Genomic DNA, 18,717 nt, shown 5'->3' on the forward strand with positions numbered 1-18,717 from the left:
AGTCTTTCAACTTGATCATCTCCACGGCGCAAGGTGTGCTGGGACTGGCGTCGGGGATGCTGGTCGGCTTCTCGCTTGGCCTGGTCGGCGGCGGCGGCTCGATTCTGGCGGTGCCGCTGATGGTCTATGTGGTCGGCGTGGCAGAGCCCCATATGGCGATCGGCACCAGCGCGATTGCGGTGGCCGCCAACGCCGCGCTCAACCTGTCCAACCATTCGCGCGGCGGCACCGTGATCTGGTCCTGCGCGCTGATCTTCGCCGCGGCCGGCATGGCCGGCGCCTTCGGTGGCTCGATCCTCGGCAAGATGATGGACGGTCAGCGGCTATTGGCGCTGTTCGCGCTGGTGATGATCGTCATCGCGCTGTTGATGCTGAAGACGCGCTCGCGGATCGGCATGCCTGACGTCAAGGTCTCGATGGCGAACATGCCAGCTATCGTCGGCCTCGGCCTCGCCACCGGAACGGTGTCGGGATTCTTCGGCATCGGCGGCGGCTTCCTGATCGTACCGGCCCTGATGCTGGCGACCGGCATGCCGATCATGAACGCGGTGTCCTCCTCCCTGGTCGCGGTCACCGCATTCGGCCTGACCACGGCCGCCAGCTATGCCTGGTCCGGGCTGGTGTCGTGGGCATTGGCGGGACTGTTCGTGGCGGGCGGCCTCGCCGGCGGACTGGCCGGCACGCGTTCGGCGCGGCACCTCGCCGAGCGCCGCGGCGCGCTCAACATCGTGTTCGCCGTGGTCATTATTGCCGTGGCGCTCTATATGCTGGCGCGTAACATATCCCTATCTCAGCCGTAGACAGGAAATGCGGCCCTTGGCGAGACCCAGATGAAGCGATTGAATAATCCGGCCGGGACGATCCCAGGCCCGACGCGGCGCGAAGCGCTTGGCTTGCTCGGCGCGGGCGTGGCCCTGTTCGGCGCGGGCATGTCGCGTCCGGCGTTCGCGCAAGGCGACGACATCCTGACCGAAGCCCTGGTGCTCCGCGACCCCGACGCTCCCGCGACCGGCAATCTCGACGGCGACATCAACATCGTCGAATGGTTCGACTACAACTGCCCGTATTGTCGCAAGATCGCGCCCGAGATCCAGCAGGTGGTGCAGGACGACGGCAAGGTCCGCCTGGTGCTGAAGGACTGGCCGATCCTGGGCGACGTCTCAAAATACGCGGCGCGGGTGGCGCTCGCCGCTAAGTATCAGGACAAATACCTGCCGGCGCACGAGGCGATGATCGGCGTCAGTTCGAAATTGACCGAACCGCGCATCCGCGAACTGGTGGCAGGCGCCGGCATCGATATGGACCGTCTCAACCGCGACCTCACTTCGAATGCGAAGGCAATCGACACCATTCTCGCCCGCAACCACGATCAGGCGGTGGCCTTCGGATTCAAGGGAACGCCGTCCTTCATCGTCGGCAAGTTCCGCGTGCCGGGAATCCTGACCATGGCGGAATTCGAGATGGTGATTGCCGACGCGCGCAAGGCGAAGAAAAGCAATTAGCTAGAGCGCCAAAACGCCGTCGTTCGGGACGACGGCGTTCGAATGTTGCGATTGATCTCGCCAGGAGATTATCAAGCAATTATCGCGACGAGAGCTTGACCCAATCGTCGTGAGCGCGCGTTTTCAGCGCCTTCCAGTCCTCTGCCACGACATCCCAGTTGACGAGGGTGCGATTGGCCTGCGCGACCTGGCCGCTGGCGACGCTCGACGTCCGCATGGAATCGTAGACATAGACGCCGAAAACTAGCAGCAGCGCGCCCAAAATCATTCCGACAAACGTCCGCATGCGATACCTCCGTGACCGCTCACTAACGCGCAAGACGAGGGATGGTTCCCCGATCTAGGATCGCGCCTTCGGCGGCGCCGGGCGGGGAGCCGAGGCGGAAGGTGCCGCCCCCGTGGCTGTGCCGGTCGCCATCAGCTTGCGACGAGATTGTGTCGGCAGCATCATCGGTGGTCAGGCATGGCTGTTCAGCCATTGCAATATCTCTGCATTCATCTCGCGCGGATAGGTGTGGCTGAGATCGTCGAGCTCGCGATAGATGACGTTGGCACCAGCGGCCGACAGCGCTTGGGCTGTCTGCCGCGCCACCTGTACAGGAAACATCCAGTCGAGCCGGCCGTGCACGATGTGAACAGGCAGGCCACGTAGCCGTCGGCATCGGCCATTTCGGCCATCAGCGGATGAAACGTTGCCGAGACCGGCGCGAGGTGAGTGAAGGGCGAGGCGCTCTCGAATCCCGTGACATAGCAGAACGTGCCGCCGTCGCTCATCCCGGTCAGCAGCATCCGCCTGGGATCGACGTTCCAGCGTGAGCGTACGGCGTCCATGATGCGCATCAAATTCGGCGTGTCGGTATCGTCGCCCATCAGCGCCCAGGTCGAGCCGGTCGCGGTCGGGGCGACCAGGATCGCGCCGCGGCTGCGGGCATCGCGCAGCCAGCTCCACAGAAAGCCGCGGCCATTGCCGCTGCCGCCATGCAGCGCCATCACCAGCGGAAGCGCGCGGTCGGGGGTGTAATGTTCCGGCACGTAGGCGGAGAAGCCGCCGCGGCTGCCCGACTCGTTATGATCGTGAAAGACGCCGGTATTTGGATTGGCTGGCGCCGCCAGCCGCGCCGCGAGATCGTCGTCGTCGCGCAGCGACGGGTCGACGAAGAACTCGCTCACCGGCGGCAATTTTGTAGCCAGCGCATATAGTGCCTCCTGCGCACGCGGAGCGTAGCGAAGTGCGCGAAACACGCTAACGAGATCGCCATTGCCATTTTGCACGACGCGCAGAGCAGCGAACGCGGCGAGCGCCGCATCGCTCGCCGCGTCGAGGGAGGTCTTGATATCTGCGAACTCCGCCGGCCATTCTGCGAGCTTCGACCGAACCGCGCGCAAGGCCTCGTCAGGCTGGCCTGCGGCCTCCATCACGCGGTCGAAATCGGGCGGGTTCAGGTAGCGCGCGATAAAGCCGAGGGCTTCGAGCGACTGCAGCAGTGGCGGCAGCACGGCCACGATGTCGTCCACCACGGCCTCACTCATCACGCCATCCCTTATTGCAATGCAGCCTCAATCCAGTGAAGTCTTCATCTAGTGAAGTCTTGGCGCCTTCAATAGCGTGGCACGGTCGGTCGAAGCCAGCACCACGTCGAAGGTGAGGCCCTCGTGGTAGACCGTGAGCGGTACGTCGACGCCGGCGCTGCCGAGCGACCAGAGCTTGCGATAGAAGCCGGTCTGGCTGGTGATCTTGTCGCCATTGACAGCGAGAATGACGTCGCCGGTCTTCAGTTCGGCGAGTGCCGCGGGTCCCTTGCCGGCGATGCCGACCACCACGACGCGGTTGTCGATTTCGGTGGTGAACATGCCGAGCCACGGTCGCGCCGGCTTGTTGACGCGGCCGAATTTTCTGATGTCATCGAGTACCGGCTTCAACAGATCGATCGGCACGATCATGTTGACGTGCTCGGCCTTGCCGTCGCGCTCGCGTTCAAGCTGCAGCGAGCCAATGCCGATCAGTTCGCCGCGGCTCGAGATCAGCCCGGTGCCGCCCCAATTGGGATGCGCGGGATGGGTGAAGATCGCCTCATCCAGCAGATATTCCCAATAGCCCGCGAATTCCTGTTTTGCCGCGATCTGGCTGGCGACCGAGCGCGTGCGCCCGCCCGCGCCGCCGACCACGACGCGGTCGCCGATCGCAGCAGTGGCCGAAGAACCGAACGGCAGCGGATCGAGGTCAAGGTCGCCGAGCGCTTGCACCAGGCCGAAGCCGGACTCGAAATCGAAGCCGAGCGCGTGGCCTTCCACCACGCGGCCGTCGCTACGGTGCAGCCAGACGGCCTCCGCCTCGGTGATGAGGTAGCCGATCGTCAGCACCAGCCCGTCATCGATCACGACGCCATTGCCGGCGCGTTCGGTGCCGAGCGTCTCGGCGCTGAACGCATCGGGTGGAATGATCGAATGTAGCCCGACCACCGACGACAGGGCTTTGTCGAGGTCGAAGGCGTAATCGCCCGGGCGCGGCTGGTTTGCGGGCGGCACTCTCCATTCGGTCAAAGAAGGCATGGATGGTCTCCTGGCGAACCGGAGCGCGTTTCGGACGAAAGCGCGGGAAATTCATCACAGTCTATGCTGCAAACGGCCGTCTTGAAAGTGTCCCCCAAATGGGCCGGTATGCGACTTATAAGGCGGGCAGATTCACAATTGTTCCAGGGCCAGTTAAGGATCATTCCACATTTGCCCGCGCGCGGGCCGGCACAATCCGGAAATCGCGGTTCTCCTTCAACCAGCCGACGCGTTCGTCGCGCAGCAATGTGCGGCGGACCTTGCCGGAATCGTCGCGCAGGCCGACATCAACGGCCTCGAAACTTTCCGGGTGCTTGTAGCGGCTGAGCCGGTCGGCCAGGAACGCAGCCATGCCGTCGGCGATCGCCTTCGCGTCTGCGCCCCGGTCGAGTTCGAGGATAGCGTGCACGCGCTGCCCGAACTCGGGATCGGGCAGGCCGACCACGACGCAGGAGCGCACATCGGGATGCGCCGATACCGCAGCCTCGACTTCGGCCGGATAGATGTTGGCGCCGCCGCGCAGGATCATGTCGGCGAGCCGGTCGCCGAGATAGAGATAACCTTCTGCGTCGAGCCGGCCGATGTCGCCGAGCGATTCCCAGCCGTCAGGCCGGCGCTTCGGCTCGGCTCCGAGATAGTGATAGGTGGAGCCCGGGCCGTCATTGGGCAGGAAATAAATCTCGCCGGTCTCGCCCGGCGCTACATCGTTGCCGTCCTCGCCGATGATCCTTAAGCGACAGGTATCGCCGATCTTGCCGACCGAGCCGTGGTGTTCGAGCCATTCAACGCCCGATATGATCGTGGCGCCCTGTGCTTCGGTGCCGCCATAGAGTTCGTAGATGCGCTCGGGGCCCAGCCACTCGATCCATTTTTCCTTCAGCCATGGCGGCATCGGCGCGGCCATGTGAAACACGATCTGCAGGCTCGACAAGTCGTAGCAGTTGCGCACCTCCTCGGGCAGCGCCCAGATTCGGTGCATCATGGTGGGCACGAAATTGACCCACTGTACCCGGCTGGCCTCGATCAGGCGCAAGCATTCCTCGGCGTCGAATTTGACGAGGCCGGTGACGCGTCCGCCGTTGAACAGCGCGGTGTGCGAAACGATGAAGGGCGCGTTGTGGTAGAGCGGGCCAGGGTTGAGCACGGAAGCGCCGAGTGGCATGCCAAGCGCCGCCGGTCCGGCGGTATCGACCACGGCGGGCCGGTGATCGAGGATCACCTTGGGCCGCCCGGTCGAGCCGCCACTGGTCATCGCCTTCCAGTAGCGTGCTACCGGATTGGTTACCGGCTCGTCCGAAAAACCTTCGGGGACGAAATCGGCGGGCAGCGAATTCGGCGCATTCCAGTCCGCCTGGCCGCCGACCACCAGCGATGGCTTGAGGATATCGAGCACGGCTGCGGCCTCGCCGCGCGGCAGCCGCCAAGTCAGCGATGTCGGTGTCGCGCCGCACTTCCAAACCGCAAACGTAGTTTCGAAAAACACGTTGCTGTTGGGAAGTCCGATCGCGACGAAATCGCCGGGCTTGACGCCCTTGGCGGCGAAGGCGCGGGCGCGGCGGTTGGCGTTGCGTTCGAGCTGCTCCCAAGTGATGGCATCGGCGCCGTGACTAACCGCGATCGTATCCTTCGGCTTTCGTTCGGCATACCAGCGAGGCACGTCGGCGATAGGAATGAGCATGGGACGTTTCCGTTGGAGCGTTGATGTCGCTCTTGTGGTTGTGACGAGGCGGGCGCCTCAAAAAACTATCGTGACAGAATTGGACGGTTGAGTGAAGGCGCCGCTTGCGTTCCAAGATTGCGCGCGCCGCCTAGTCCTGCCCAACCGCTCCTCAAGGAATTCGACGGATCGGCGCGCGGCGCGAAAAGAAAAGGCCCCGCCTCGGCGGGGCCCTTCCAACGCAGGCGTCGGGCTTCTACGCGATGGGCTCACCAGTCGGAAATGCCATAACCGACTTCCGTGGTGTAGCCGTAGGGTCCGTAGTCGACAGGCACCGGCGCGCCAAACGCAGGGTTCGGCACATAGGCCCGACGGCTGACCACGACGGTGCGTGGCCGCACAATCGGCGGTGCCGCGACAACCGGCGCCGGTGCGACGTAGACGCTGCGGGGAGCCACTGCCACGGGATAGGGGTCGACGTATCTATCGACATAGATTGCCTGCGCGGATGCACTGGTGATGCCAAGGGCCAACGAGCCGGCGATCGCCATGCCGGCCATCGAGCAAATGCGCGACTTGTTTGTCATGTTCCGCAATCTCCTTTGCTGCTTGTTACGGCTTCCAACGAACCCACACCGCGCACGGGCGTTCCGGTGCTCACGAAGTTTTTTGGACGCAGGCTCCGTAATGACGCGCCCCCCCGCTCACGGACCGGCCAGGATCTCGGTATCCAGCGGGCTGTTGTGAGAAGCAAACCATTCGGCGCGAAGCACTGCACGGCGGCGACCGCGATCGTTGATTGGCAGCTTCAACGCCTCGATCAGGCCCTGAACCTCGCGGCGCGCGGGGAGACGAGATGTCTCCTCCCCGTCGGTGTCGGGCATAGTCTCGCTTAGCTCGTCCAGCGCGGTGAGCCCGCGGGGAAAAAGATCGCGATACATCGCCCGCTCCTGAAGGCCAGTCGCGGCCCGGAAACCTGCATTGAGAGCCAGTTCCTGCAAGCAGCCGCAAAGAACCGGGGCGGTAGATGATCGTTGCGCCGAAATGCGATTGCGCACGACCACCCAATCGATGAGGGCGCCGTCAACCGGCCGGCGATGCCGGCGTATCTCGCGCACCAACTCGCCGTAATGGCCGACCCCGGTGACCGTCAACGTAACCGGATCGAGTGTCGCCAGCACGTCGAGGTCGAGAAAACTGTCGTTCAGCGGCGTCACCAGGGTGTCCGTGATCGAATGGGCGAGCCGCATCAGGTAGCTGTCATGCGGGGGCGTATCGATCACGACGAAGTCATGGCGATCCTGCGCGGCGGCAACGGCCCGCTGGAAATCGGAGCATTCGGCGGCCTCGTTTTCAGCCACCATGGGGCCTTCGACGCGTGCGATGCAGAAATGCGTCGGCAGTTCCAGATCGACCTGGCTCCGCCGCGCCCAACCGCGCCGGCTCTCGATGTAGTGGGTGAGGGTCCGTTGCCGCCCGTCGAGGTCAATGGTTGCGACGCGCTGGCCGGCCTTCAGCAGCGCAACGGCAACATGCATCGCGATTGTGGTTTTACCCGAGCCGCCCTTCTCGTTTCCGACCACGACCACATGCGGCGACGGGCGCAATTGATATGTAGGCGCGGTAAGCACGGCTGCGCCTCCACGAACCGTCGGTTGCTTTTCAAGCCTGCTCAGGACGGGCGCTCTGCAAAGGCGCGGCAGTCCTGTGCGGCAGGCAACGACATAACAGACGCGTGGAGCCGTTTGTTCCTGGAACGCCTGCAACCCCCGCTGTCGTCAATCATTTTTTTGCAAGTCCCTTGAAGCGCAATTCTGACCCACCTAGGTCGCATGTGTCAGCCGTAGACTTCCGCCTGTCGCAGACTTCCGCCTGTCGACGGCTGTGATTTCCTGTCATCTCCACAAGCAGCCGAGGAGGAGCGCAATGAAATTCCGTCCGCTTCACGATCGGGTAGTCGTCAAGCGCATTGAGGCCGAGGAAAAGACTGCCGGAGGCATCATCATCCCCGATACCGCCAGGGAGAAGCCGCAACAGGGGGAGGTCGTGGCGGTCGGCCCCGGAGGGCGTGACGAGGCCGGCAAGCTCGTTCCGATCGACCTTCAGGTCGGCGATCGCGTGCTGTTCGGCAAATGGTCGGGCACCGAGGTCAAGATCGACGACACCGAGTATTTGATCATGAAAGAGAACGACATCATGGGCGTGCTGGTGGAGTCCGGCGCCAGTCGCAAGGCCGCTTGAAAGCCCGCCCGATGTAATGGGTAACCGATGAACAGTATCTTAGGAGCAAGACCATGGCTGCCAAGGAAGTCAAATTTTCGGTCGATGCCCGCGAGAAGATGCTGCGCGGCGTCGACATTCTTGCCAATGCGGTGAAAGTAACGCTCGGCCCGAAAGGCCGAAACGTCGTTCTCGAAAAGTCGTTCGGCGCGCCGCGCATCACCAAGGACGGTGTCACCGTCGCCAAGGAGATCGAGCTCGAAGACAAGTTCGAGAACATGGGCGCCCAGATGGTGCGCGAGGTGGCGTCCAAGACGTCCGATCGGGTTGGCGACGGCACCACCACGGCCACCGTGCTTGCCCAGGCGATCGTGAAGGAGGGAGCGAAGGCTGTCGCCGCAGGCGTGAATCCGATGGACCTCAAGCGGGGTATCGACCGCGCTATCGATGCCCTGATAGGCGATATCGAGAAGAACTCGAAAAAGATCACATCGAACGATGAGATCGCGCAGGTTGCAACCATTTCGGCCAACGGCGACGCCGAGATCGGCCGCTTCCTCGCCGACGCCATGAAGAAGGTCGGTAACGACGGTGTAATAACAGTCGAGGAGGCGAAGTCGCTGCAGACCGAGCTTGAAGTGGTGGAGGGCATGCAGTTCGACCGCGGCTACATCTCGCCCTACTTCATCACCAACGCCGAAAAGATGCGGGTCGAGCTCGAAGACCCCTACATTCTAATCCACGAAAAGAAGCTGTCGGGACTGCAGCCAATGCTGCCGCTGCTCGAATCCATCGTGCAGTCAGGCAAGCCGCTGCTCATCATTGCCGAGGACGTCGAGGGCGAGGCGCTCGCCACCCTCGTCGTAAACAGGCTGCGTGGCGGATTGAAAGTCGCGGCGGTGAAAGCGCCCGGCTTCGGCGATCGTCGCAAGGCGATGCTCCAGGATATCGCGATCCTTACCGGCGGCACCATGATTTCCGAGGATCTCGGTATCAAGCTGGAGAGCGTGACCATCAAAATGCTCGGCCACGCCAAGCATGTGAGGATCGATAAGGAAAATACCACGATCGTTAACGGCGGCGGCAAGAAGGCCGACATTGAAGCTCGCATTACCCAGATCAAGGCCGAGATCGAGGAGACCACCTCCGACTACGATCGTGAGAAACTCCAGGAGCGGCTTGCCAAGCTCGCGGGCGGTGTCGCGGTGATCCGTGTCGGTGGGGCGACCGAGGTGGAGGTAAAGGAGCGCAAGGACCGCGTCGACGACGCGCTGCATGCGACCCGCGCGGCAGTCGAGGAAGGCATTTTGCCCGGCGGCGGCGTTCCCCTGCTCCGCGCCGGCAAGGCGCTCGACAGGCTGAAACCAGCCAACGAGGACGAGCGCTATGGCGTCGAGATCGTCAAGAAAGCGCTTTCGTGGCCGACCCGCCAGATCGCGATCAACGCGGGCGAGGATGGTTCGCTCGTGATTGGACAGATCCTGGATAAGGATACGTACGCCTTCGGCTTTGATGCCCAGACCGGCGAGTTCGGCAACCTGATCTCAAAGGGGATTATCGATCCCACCAAGGTGGTGCGAACCGCGCTTGAGGACGCAGCATCGGTAGCTGGCCTACTCGTCACCACGGAGGCAATGGTTGCTGAACTTCCGAAGAAGAAGTCGCCGCCGACAACTCCGGGTGCGGGTGCGAGCATGGCCGATATGGATTACCAGATCTAACTCGGGAGTGATTGGCGCGTCTTCGACCGCGCCAATCATCGTTTCGTCGGCGATGGGTATCTCGCTCTACGAATTCTGAACCGCTCCGCCTATGGATCGGGGCTCGGCGTGCCTCCGATCAGGCGACCATCAACAACAGCCCGCGGCGGTCTGCTACGGATCGAGCTCGGTGTCCCAGTAAAGATAATCCAGCCAGCTATCGTGCAGATAGTTCGGCGGAAATAATCGCCCGTTGCGGTGCAACTGATGCACGGTCGGCGCGAACGGGTGTTGCCGCGGAAACATCTTTGCCTGCTGCGGGGTTAGATTGCCCTTGCGTAAGTTACATGGCGAACAGGCTGCGACGACGTTCTCCCAGGTGGTCTGGCCGCCCTTGCTGCGCGGAATGATGTGATCGAAGGTCAGGTCGTCATGCGCGTTGCAGTACTGGCAGACGAAGCGGTCGCGCAGGAAGACGTTGAAGCGGGTGAAGGCGGGATGCGTGGTCGGCTTGACGAAGGATTTGAGCGACACCACGCTGGGAAGCTGGATCTCGAAGCTCGGGCTGTGCACCGCGCGGTCGTAGTGCTCGACGATGTTGACGCGATCGAGAAACACCGCCTTGATCGCGTCCTGCCACGACCAGAGAGACAGCGGGTAATAGCTCAGCGGCCGGAAATCCGCGTTCAGCACCAATACCGGCCAACCGCCCTGCGAGACATGTGCGTTCAAGTAACGCTCCTGACCCCCATGTTAGCTGCGAAGCAGCGTGTGCCCTGCATACTACAGGCAGCGTGACGGGATTGTGAAGAGCGTTCCAAGGCTTATCCAGCAGCGGGAACGCGTGATTCTCTGCCGTGACCCTGGAAAAAGCCTCGGTTCCTGACCTCGCCAATGCCGGACATTCGCGGTCAATCCATCGTGATAGGCGGCCCGGGCCGGGCGATTCGCCTCCGGCGTGGGCTGTATGGCGCGACTATTCGGTGTGCGGCGGAGCTTCGACCGCCCAGCTCGGATCGGCACCGAACGGGTGATCCATGAAGAATACCCATGTGCCGTCAGGCATCCTGCGGTGAACCTCCATACCATGGTGATGCACCTCGGTGCGCTTGCCGTTTTCGTCGGTGCCCTTGATCAGCCACTGCGACCGCGTCATCGCGAAGTCGCCGGAAACCGTCGTGTGATGGGTCACGACGTCCATGTGCGGCTTCAATCCGACATAGGCCGCCATCGTCTTGCGGATGCCGTCGGCGCCGCGCGCGACGGTGCTGCCGCCATGGACCTCGTCGACCTGAACGATCGAGGCGTCGGGGTGGTACATCGCTGCCGCGGCGTCAACGTCCTGCGCATTGAACGCGCGTGCCAGCCAGAGATTGCAAAGTTCGGGGGACGGAGCACCCATTTCTTGGACTCCCATGTGTTGAAGGTTGTCGATGCGAGGAGGCCGTGGCCTCACGCTCCGGTGCAAGGCCGGATCGGTGTCACCTGAAGTTCCTCATCTCGCTTCCCGTTGCGGTAGGTAACGTTTGGCGCGGCGGAAAGCACGTTGGAGGTACGCCAGCGTCACTTGCGAAACTGCAAGCGGCGCTTACGTCTGCGCCATGGAGGACTGGAACGAGCCCCAACTCGTGTTGGCGGTGCATCGGGCAAGCAGCCTTACCGGCGCCGCCAAGGCGCTTGAGATCGATCACTCGACCGCGTTTCGGCGCTTGAATGCTCTGGAAACGCGGCTCGGCGTGCGTCTGTTCGAGCGTCTTCCCGGCGGAGCGTATCAAGCGACGCCGGCCGGCGAGCGGATGGCGGCAGCGGCCGAGCGGATGGAAGATGAGGCGCTCGCCATCGACCGCGACATTGCGGGGCGGGATCACCGTCCCTCCGGCCGCCTGCGCGTAACCTCCTCGGAAACGCTGGCGTATCGAAAGCTGACCAGCCATCTTGCCGCGTTCCGGCGAACCCATCCCGGCATCGTCGTCGAGCTCGTGGTCGACAACCGCGTCCTCAATCTCTCGCGCCGCGAGGCTGATATCGCGCTTCGTCCGATGCGGCCGAAGGAAGGCGATCTCTGGGGTCGCAAACTCGCCGACGTCGCGTGGACCGTTTACGGCGCAACCGGCTATCTCAAGGAAAGAGGCGGGGCCGTTTCATCCCCCGAAGACCTCGGCCGTCACGCCCTGATCGGATGGGAAGAAACCGCAGTTGGCATCATGGCGGCCGACTGGCTCAATCGAATGATGCCAGATGATGCCTTCGTCTACCGGACCAACAGCCTCGTCAATCAGTTCATCGCCGCGAAGGCCGGCATCGGTCTCGCGCTGCTTCCTTGCTATCTCGGTGACGACGATCGCGATCTCGCCCGCGCGCTGCCGAATGCGGTGCCGGATCTGGTTGGCGAATTGTGGATCGTGACACATGCTGATCTGAAGAAGACGGCGCGCGTGCGTGCCTTCTTCGATATCGTTGGAGAAGGCCTCGCGCGTGAGCACAGCCTGTTTGACGGGCGAGGCCGGTCCCGCGCCGCCGATCGCCAGTAGCGACGCACGTTGCGGTTCGCGCCCGTCCATAGCCTGATGACTCTTGGTTAGATCGATTTGGCCGCGGACTTGCTTCACCTCTCCCGCTTGCGGGGGAGGCGTAGGCCACCTTCAGTGGCCGTCCTCTGAGACGCCGAGGCAAAGCCTCGGCTATGCCGGAGCGCCGGGTGGGGACTCTCTCCACATGGGGAGTGTCAATTGTGGAGGCACCCCCACCCATAGCCGATGCTACGCATCGGCGTTCTTAAACCAAGGACGGCGGCCGTAGGCCGCCTACGCCTCCCCCGCAAGCGGGAGAGGGGGTGCAATCCCGTCGCGGCTGCAATCCGACCTAATCTCATCATGGTCTAGATCTTCTCCAGCTTCTGCAGGCAGCGCGTCACCCCGACCTCCGGCGGCATCGGTGTGTCCGGAAAGCTGGTCTTCCAGTCGGTGACGCCGACCTCGCCGATATAGATGTCGCCCTTGGAATCCAGTGCGATGCCGTGCGGGGCGAGAAATTTGCCGGCCTCCAGCCCCGGGCCGTTTTCGCCGCCGAGCCGAGCAATGCGCCTGCCTTTCGAATCCACGATCGAAAGCCGTGGACCGAGATTCGGTACCTTGCGGTTGACGGCCATGCCGGGGCCGAGCTCGCCGACGATGAAATTCGGCTGCTTGCCGCCGCAGCAGCACAGTGCGCACGGCCGGTGCAGATAGTTCCACTGCGTCTCGTATTTGCCGTTACCGTCGAACACCTGCACGCGGTGGTTCTCGCGGTCCGCGACATAGACCCAGCCGTCGGCGTCGGTGGCGATGTTGTGAACGATGTTGAACTGGCCGGGATCGGTGCCGGGCTCGCCCCAGGTCTTCAGGAGCGTGCCGTCAGGCGAATATTTGTGGACGCAGGCATTGCCGTAGCCATCGGAGACGTAGATCTCGCCCTGCGGCGACAGCGCCGTATGCGTGCAGCGATGAAACGGCTCGCCGCTCATGAACGGCGCGGGCTTGTTCGGGATGCCGATGGTCAGCAGCACCTTGCCGTCGGGGGAGCACTTGCGCACGGTGTGGTCGCCGTCGTCAGTGCAATAGAGATTGTCGTCGGCGTCGATGTGCAGGCCATGCGCGCGGTTGAACAGGCCTTCGCCCCAGCTCTTGATGAAATTCCCCTCGCGGTCCAGCACCACCATCGGATGGGCGCCGCGGTTGAAGACGTAGATGCGGTCCTTGCTGTCGACGGCGACCGAGGCGACGTCGGTCAGACTCCAGCCATCGGGCAGTTTCGCCCAGTTTTCGACGACGCGGTAACGGTGCTCGCCCGAGCCGAGAATGGCCGACATGCGCTTCTCCCCAATCCGATATTTTTGTTGGCCGGGAGTGTTGCAGAGACCTGCCCGAAGCACGAGGGGGATTTGCGCATGGCACGTTTCTTCCAGACTAGAGCCCGGTTCTGATCGAATCAGAACCGGGCTCCAGATTCTTGTTTTGACGCGTTTTCTTGACGCGAACCGGTGTCCACTTCGCTGGAAAACGCTCTAGCTTCCCATATCCTCCGCCGCGATGATCCGCTGGCGAAGCGCCAGGCGCACCAATTCGATGTCGGAGGCGACGCCGAGCTTGGCGCGGATCTGATAGCGCGTGTTGGCCGCGGTCTTCACGCTGATATGCAGCGTGTTTGCGATCTCATCCACGGACTTCTCCGCCAGCAGCATGCGCAGGATTTCGAATTCGCGTGGGCTCAGTGCGTCGACTGCCGAAGGCTCGTCGGCGAGCCGGTTGATGGCGAGTTCGTGGTCGATGTCGGGGCTGAGCGCGATGCGTCCGGCCATGACCTCGGCGATCGCGCGCAGCAGCGCGTCGGGCGGATTGCTTTTTGTGACAAAGCCACGTGCGCCCGCCTTGATCGCCTGGACCGCATAGGCCGCGCTCTGGTGCATCGTGAAGACCAGGATGCGCGCCGACTTGTCCCATTGCCGGATGCGCCTGATAGCCTCGACCCCGCCAATTCCCGGCATCGACAGGTCCATGATGACGAGGTCGGGCCTGGCTTCCTTGTAGACGCGATAGGCGTCGGCCCCATTGTCGGCTTCAGCGACGACTTGCAGGCGATCCTGCTTCTGCAGCAGCGAGCGATAGCCCTCGCGCACGATGGCATGGTCGTCCACCAGCATCACGCGCGTGCGGCCTGCGGTGTCCGCCAAATCTAAGGCTGCCATCTCTAAGACTCCACCCGCATCGTGGGAATGCGCGCGACAAGTCGGGCACCGCCCGCCTCTTGCCGCTCGAATTGCAAGGACCCTCCGAGCGAAACCACGCGCTCTTGCATGCCGAGAAGTCCCATGCCGGCTTTCGGCTTCAGGTTGGGGCTGGCCGCTTCGCCGTCGTCCTCGACGGTCAGGACGATCTCGGCGTCTCCGGCCTCGAGACGCAATTGCACGCACCTAGCCTGTGCATGCTTTGCTGCGTTGGTGATCGCTTCTTGCGCGATGCGATAAAGACTGGCGCTGACACCGGGCGGCAAATCGTCGGCCTTGCCACTGACGGCAATCTCGAATCGGGTGCGGCCCTTCTCAAAGCCATTCCAGCTCGCGACTAGGCTTTCGAGGCTGAGGGTGAGGCCGAGTTCCTCGACGTCGGGCGGCCGCAGACGCACCAGCGCGCCGCGCAAGGTTTCCATCATATGCGCCGTAGTACGCGAGATGCCCCGGCATTCCTCGTACAGTGGCGGGCATTGGCGCTCCGCGGTGTGAGCGGCGGCGGCAGCCTGCGCCGAGATGGCGGAAAGCGATTGGCCGAATTCATCGTGCAGCTCGCGCGCAAGATGGCGCCGCTCGTCGTCCTGCACTTCGATCAGTTTTCGCGTCAAGGCGTTGCGTTCGGCAAGCGTTGCCTGCAGCCGCTGTGCAAGGGTGTTGAAAACGCCGGAAATTGCCGACAATTCCGCAAGGTCGAAACGCGGCAGGCGCGCGGAAAGATCGTTCGCCGCCAGTTGCCGCAGTCCCGTGGCAATGGCCTGGGTAGGCCGCAGCGCCCGCGCCAGCGCGGCATAGACCGCGACACAAAGCCCGGCCAGCGCGAACGCCATGATGGAGAGCAGCCGGCTCACCTCGCGCCAACTCTGGCCGATCTGCGTGGCGGGGTCGACGGTTGCGACCGCCATGCCCCGAGCGCTGCCGGCAACGAGGACCGGCATCGAGACCGGTTCACCCGGACGAAAGACGGCGCGATAGAGGGAGGCGAAGCTTTCGGGCGCGGCCATTTCGTCTGCGGGCGCTCCGCTGCAGACCCCTTGCCGAAACGCGCCGGCATTGTCGCGGTAGGCAATGCAAAGGCCCGGCTCCATCAGCGCCGCGATTCCCTGCAGATCCGGCGTTGCGTTGATGGAGACGGAGAGCCATTGCGCCTGCGATTGCTGCAACGAGAGATCCCGGGCAACGATCTCGGCGATTCGGCTCGCTTTGGCCTTCGCGGCACGGTCGCTGTCGAACAAGGCGTAGGCCGCGACGGCGATGAAGCAAGCTGCCGCAAGCGCCGCGACGCGTAACGCCAGCCGCAGCTTCAGATCGATGGCGGGCATAGGCCTCGCCACGGAGTTGGATGCCTGTCGCAAGCTCCCTCCCATAGGCTTAGACTATAGAAGCAAATTTCCCCGGGAAGAAAGCGGGGCAAGCCAAGATCGGGTATTTCACCCGGCCGATGCAGGGAAAGCTGCCGTTTCGGCGGGGCAGCAGATCGGGCGAAATCGCGGGCGGGTAAGGCAGCTCCGCGTTAGCAGTTCCGAGGTGATCCATGCGCTCCATCGCCACCATCCTCGCTCCGGCCATTTTGCTGACCACGCTCGCGACGGCTGAGGCCGCTGAAACACCCGCGCCGCCTCCGATCAAAATTGCAGTCTTTCCCTTCGAACTGGAGGATTTCAGTGCCGGGGCCGCCTACGTCCCTCCTGATGACGTCGACCGCGAGCAATTGCGGCTTTCGACGGAGGAGGCCCGTCGGCTGATCGCGGCGTCCGGGCGCTACAAAATCGTCGATGTCAGCGCGGCGAACGACCCAGCGGCGAACGCAGGCAGGTTGCGGAATTGCGAGGGCTGCGAAGCCAGGATCGCCGCCGGCCTCGGTGCAGATCAGTCGATGATCGGGATCGTCACGCGAATCACCCGAACGGAATACGCGGTCACCTTCAAGATACGCGACGCCAGATCCGGGGCGATCGTCGCGGTCGAGCAGACGGATTTGCGCATGGGCGCCAATGTGGCCTGGAGCCGTGGGGCGCGGTGGCTGATCCAGAACCGTCTGCTGGATCGGGCGCAGGACAAGCCGCTCATCTTCGCAGTCGCCGAAATCGAATATATCGACACCTCGGGCGAGGTGATCGATCAAAGCGCCGACCATTTGCGGCGCCGGCGCACCTTCGAAGCCTCGCTACGTACCGATCTGGCGGCGAGCGGAAAGCTGCGAAGCGCCGATCTCGATTGTCCGGCAAACGCCTGTTCGGTCGGCGACCTCACCGTCGCTCAGTTGCTCGGCAAGGCGCAGGCGGCCGGCGCCGACCTTCTCCTGATCGGCAGCGTTCAAAAGATGAGCACGCTCGTGCAATGGGCGAAATTCGACATCATCGACGTGAAGGCGCGGAAGGTGGTATTCGAACGCCTCGTCAGCTTTCGCGGCGACAACGACGAAGCCTGGCGTCGCGCGGCAGCCTTCATCATCAGGCAAATCAGCGATCGCGAGGCGGAACTCACGCGCCTCGCGGCAACAGCCCTTCCTCGATCGCCTTGATCTGCAGCGCCAGATGTTTTGAGCCGATGCGGCATTGCGCGAGGCCGCCGGCGATGAACCACAGGCCGGGCTGACCGGTCCGCCTGTACATGTTGCGCAGTTCCTGCTCCTCGCCAAATCCCCAGATCGTGCCGACGCGCTTTTCCACCGCCTCGCCGAACAGTTTTCGCACCAGCTCTTCCTGGCGCTTGTAGCCAGTCGCCAGCACCACGAGATCGGCGGCGATGGTCTCGCCCTTCTTCATTTTCGCGCCTGCGGCCGTGAATGTGGCGAGATCGGCAAATTGCTTCAGCGCGATGTCGCCCTTGATGATCAGGTCGGAGCAGCCGACGTTGAAATAATAGCCGCCGCCGCGGGTGAGATATTTGAACTGCCAGCCGGTATTGTCCTCGCCGAAATCGAGCTTGAAGCCGACGCGTTCCAGCCCTTCGAGCAATTCCGTGTCGAGCGCCTTGGATTTCTCCGCGGTGATCGCATGGCTCTTGCGTGCCAGTTTGAGCGGCATCGAGGTCACGATCAGGTCGTTATCCTCTAGCGTGCCTTCGTTGTAAGGCGCGTAGACCAGTTGCGCCGACGGCTCGATGCTGACGACCAGCGTGGAGGAGCGCTGGAACAGCGTGACTTTTACGCCGCTGGAATGCAGGTCCTGCGCGATGTCGTGGCCGCTGTTGCCGGTGCCGATCACGATGGCGCGCTTGCCCCTCCAATTCTCACCGTCGTCATACTGGCTGGAATGCATCACCTTGCCGGCGAAATCCTTCAATCCCGGAATGTCAGGCACGCTCGGAATGCCGCTGACGCCGGTCGCCAGCACGACATGGTGTGGATGCATGCTGCGCTTAGCTCCGTCGGCGCAGCGCAGCGTCACCGTCCAGCGACCTTCCGTCTCGTCGTAGCTGCCGCCCTCGAACTCGGTCTCGGTCCAAAAATTCAGCTCCATGGCCTCGACATAGGCTTCGAACCAGTTGGCCAGCTTGTCCTTCGGAATATAGGTCGGCCAGTTCGGCGGGAAGGGCATGTAGGGAAGATGATTGACCTGCACCTGGTTGTGCAGCGTCAGCGCATGATAGCGCTTGCGCCAATTGTCGCCGATGCGCTTTTCGCGATCGACGATCAGCGTATCGACATTCAACTGCTTCAGCCGCGCGGCGATGGACAGCCCGGATTGCCCGCCTCCGATGACCAGCACGGTGGGATCATGATCCGAATATCCGGCTGAGGCCTTGCGCAGGTCGAGCCAGTTCGGCCCGCGAAAGTCCCGCGAATAGGCGTTGCCGCGCGGGCGATTCACGCCGAGCTGTTCCTCAAGGCCTTTCAACTCGCCAAGCTCGGTCAGCAGTGTCCAGGCCTTCAACCGGTTGCCATCGTCCGCATCTGATATCAGGCGGATGATGCCGTTGCCGCGCCCGACCCTGGTTTCGAACTTGAAGATCGCCTCGATTGCGCTGGTGCCGGCGCGCATCACCTTGCGCGGTGCAGCGCGACCGGGGGCGATCGCGAAGCCGCAGGGCTCAGCGCCACGGGCCAGCGGCGGCAGCGCCTTCAGGATGGTGTCTCTGCCGTTCAGGGTCTGGATGTTCCAGCTCAGTGCCAGCACGTCGCGCCAATAGCTGTCGGGATGGAACAACGTTTTCAACAGAGCGTCATCGGGTTTCCCGAGCGCTTCCTCGAATTGCGCAAGCCAAGTGTCGGCGGCAACCGAACTGTCGTCCGTTCTGTCGAGCATGGGCGTTTCCCATCACCGGCCGTCTTCGCGGCGTTTTCCTGTGGGCGAGCCTATACCTATTCCGGACGGCGCAGGA

General features: G+C 63.2%; 17 protein-coding genes and 1 pseudogene. 6 read left to right on the top strand and 12 right to left on the bottom strand.

Features of this window, described 5'->3' with window-relative positions; genetic code table 11:
- Positions 1-14: 14 nt before the first annotated feature.
- Together V1273_RS04675 and V1273_RS04680 are read left to right on the top strand one after the other, a co-directional pair.
- Entirely contained in the window at positions 15-800 is a 786-nt protein-coding gene (locus V1273_RS04675; RefSeq protein WP_334369143.1) for a sulfite exporter TauE/SafE family protein, read from the top strand.
- Positions 801-830: 30 nt separating this feature from the next.
- Positions 831-1,502 carry a DsbA family protein gene (locus V1273_RS04680; protein WP_334366487.1) on the top strand — a complete coding sequence of 224 codons (672 nt, stop codon included), beginning with the start codon at positions 831-833 and terminating at the stop codon, positions 1,500-1,502.
- Positions 1,503-1,581: 79 nt separating this feature from the next.
- On the opposite strand, the gene V1273_RS04685 is transcribed toward V1273_RS04680, so the two are convergent.
- The 6 genes and pseudogenes from V1273_RS04685 to V1273_RS04710 all read right to left on the bottom strand — a co-directional run bounded on the left by V1273_RS04685 (position 1,582) and on the right by V1273_RS04710 (position 7,340).
- Positions 1,582-1,788 carry a hypothetical protein gene (locus V1273_RS04685; protein WP_334366488.1) on the bottom strand — a complete coding sequence of 69 codons (207 nt, stop codon included), beginning with the start codon at positions 1,786-1,788 and terminating at the stop codon, positions 1,582-1,584.
- Between the two features lie 171 nt (positions 1,789-1,959).
- Positions 1,960-3,032, bottom strand: a pseudogene (locus V1273_RS04690) (phospholipase).
- A 48-nt stretch (positions 3,033-3,080) separates the two neighbouring features.
- The gene (locus tag V1273_RS04695) at positions 3,081-4,052 is read right to left on the bottom strand and encodes a S1C family serine protease (protein WP_334366490.1); all 972 of its coding nucleotides are present in this window, start codon (positions 4,050-4,052) and stop codon (positions 3,081-3,083) included.
- Between the two features lie 160 nt (positions 4,053-4,212).
- The gene (locus V1273_RS04700; RefSeq protein WP_334366491.1) at positions 4,213-5,730 is read right to left on the bottom strand and encodes an AMP-binding protein; all 1,518 of its coding nucleotides are present in this window, start codon (positions 5,728-5,730) and stop codon (positions 4,213-4,215) included.
- 248 nt (positions 5,731-5,978) lie between these two features.
- Positions 5,979-6,296 carry a hypothetical protein gene (locus tag V1273_RS04705; RefSeq protein ID WP_334408871.1) on the bottom strand — a complete coding sequence of 106 codons (318 nt, stop codon included), beginning with the start codon at positions 6,294-6,296 and terminating at the stop codon, positions 5,979-5,981.
- Positions 6,297-6,413: 117 nt separating this feature from the next.
- Positions 6,414-7,340 carry a division plane positioning ATPase MipZ gene (locus V1273_RS04710; RefSeq protein WP_334369144.1) on the bottom strand — a complete coding sequence of 309 codons (927 nt, stop codon included), beginning with the start codon at positions 7,338-7,340 and terminating at the stop codon, positions 6,414-6,416.
- Between the two features lie 295 nt (positions 7,341-7,635).
- On the opposite strand from V1273_RS04710, the gene groES reads away from it, so the two are divergent.
- Positions 7,636-7,950, top strand: a complete 315-nt coding sequence (groES, locus tag V1273_RS04715; RefSeq protein ID WP_334366493.1) for a co-chaperone GroES — start codon at positions 7,636-7,638, stop codon at positions 7,948-7,950.
- A 53-nt stretch (positions 7,951-8,003) separates the two neighbouring features.
- Positions 8,004-9,650, top strand: a complete 1,647-nt coding sequence (groL, locus tag V1273_RS04720; RefSeq protein WP_334383796.1) for a chaperonin GroEL — start codon at positions 8,004-8,006, stop codon at positions 9,648-9,650.
- A 153-nt stretch (positions 9,651-9,803) separates the two neighbouring features.
- On the opposite strand, the gene V1273_RS04725 is transcribed toward groL, so the two are convergent.
- Together V1273_RS04725 and V1273_RS04730 are read right to left on the bottom strand one after the other, a co-directional pair.
- On the bottom strand, positions 9,804-10,361 hold the full coding sequence (locus V1273_RS04725; protein WP_057842830.1) for an HNH endonuclease: 558 nt from the start codon (positions 10,359-10,361) through the stop codon (positions 9,804-9,806).
- Between the two features lie 244 nt (positions 10,362-10,605).
- On the bottom strand, positions 10,606-11,031 hold the full coding sequence (locus V1273_RS04730) for a YybH family protein (protein WP_334366495.1): 426 nt from the start codon (positions 11,029-11,031) through the stop codon (positions 10,606-10,608).
- A 199-nt stretch (positions 11,032-11,230) separates the two neighbouring features.
- Here V1273_RS04730 and V1273_RS04735 point away from each other — a divergent pair, with 199 nt between their 5' ends.
- On the top strand, positions 11,231-12,160 hold the full coding sequence (locus V1273_RS04735; RefSeq protein WP_334366496.1) for a LysR family transcriptional regulator: 930 nt from the start codon (positions 11,231-11,233) through the stop codon (positions 12,158-12,160).
- Positions 12,161-12,507: 347 nt separating this feature from the next.
- Here V1273_RS04735 and V1273_RS04740 read toward each other — a convergent pair whose 3' ends face one another.
- From V1273_RS04740 to V1273_RS04750, 3 genes are all read right to left on the bottom strand, one after another.
- Positions 12,508-13,476, bottom strand: a complete 969-nt coding sequence (locus V1273_RS04740; RefSeq protein WP_334408873.1) for a peptidyl-alpha-hydroxyglycine alpha-amidating lyase family protein — start codon at positions 13,474-13,476, stop codon at positions 12,508-12,510.
- A 195-nt stretch (positions 13,477-13,671) separates the two neighbouring features.
- A complete protein-coding gene (locus tag V1273_RS04745; protein WP_334366498.1) occupies positions 13,672-14,352 on the bottom strand; it encodes a response regulator transcription factor in 681 nt (226 codons plus the stop codon).
- Positions 14,353-14,354: 2 nt separating this feature from the next.
- A complete protein-coding gene (locus V1273_RS04750; protein ID WP_334408875.1) occupies positions 14,355-15,713 on the bottom strand; it encodes a sensor histidine kinase in 1,359 nt (452 codons plus the stop codon).
- 212 nt (positions 15,714-15,925) lie between these two features.
- Between V1273_RS04750 and V1273_RS04755 the strand changes: the two genes are divergently transcribed.
- Positions 15,926-16,915, top strand: coding sequence for a DUF2380 domain-containing protein (locus V1273_RS04755; RefSeq protein WP_334408876.1), 990 nt, complete (start codon positions 15,926-15,928; stop codon positions 16,913-16,915).
- On the opposite strand, the gene V1273_RS04760 is transcribed toward V1273_RS04755, so the two are convergent.
- Positions 16,875-18,641, bottom strand: a complete 1,767-nt coding sequence (locus V1273_RS04760; RefSeq protein WP_334408878.1) for a flavin-containing monooxygenase — start codon at positions 18,639-18,641, stop codon at positions 16,875-16,877. The genes V1273_RS04755 and V1273_RS04760 overlap by 41 nt on opposite strands.
- Positions 18,642-18,717 lie beyond the last annotated feature (76 nt).

It is taken from the genome of Bradyrhizobium sp. AZCC 1721, assembly GCF_036924715.1.
Lineage (GTDB): Bacteria > Pseudomonadota > Alphaproteobacteria > Rhizobiales > Xanthobacteraceae > Bradyrhizobium.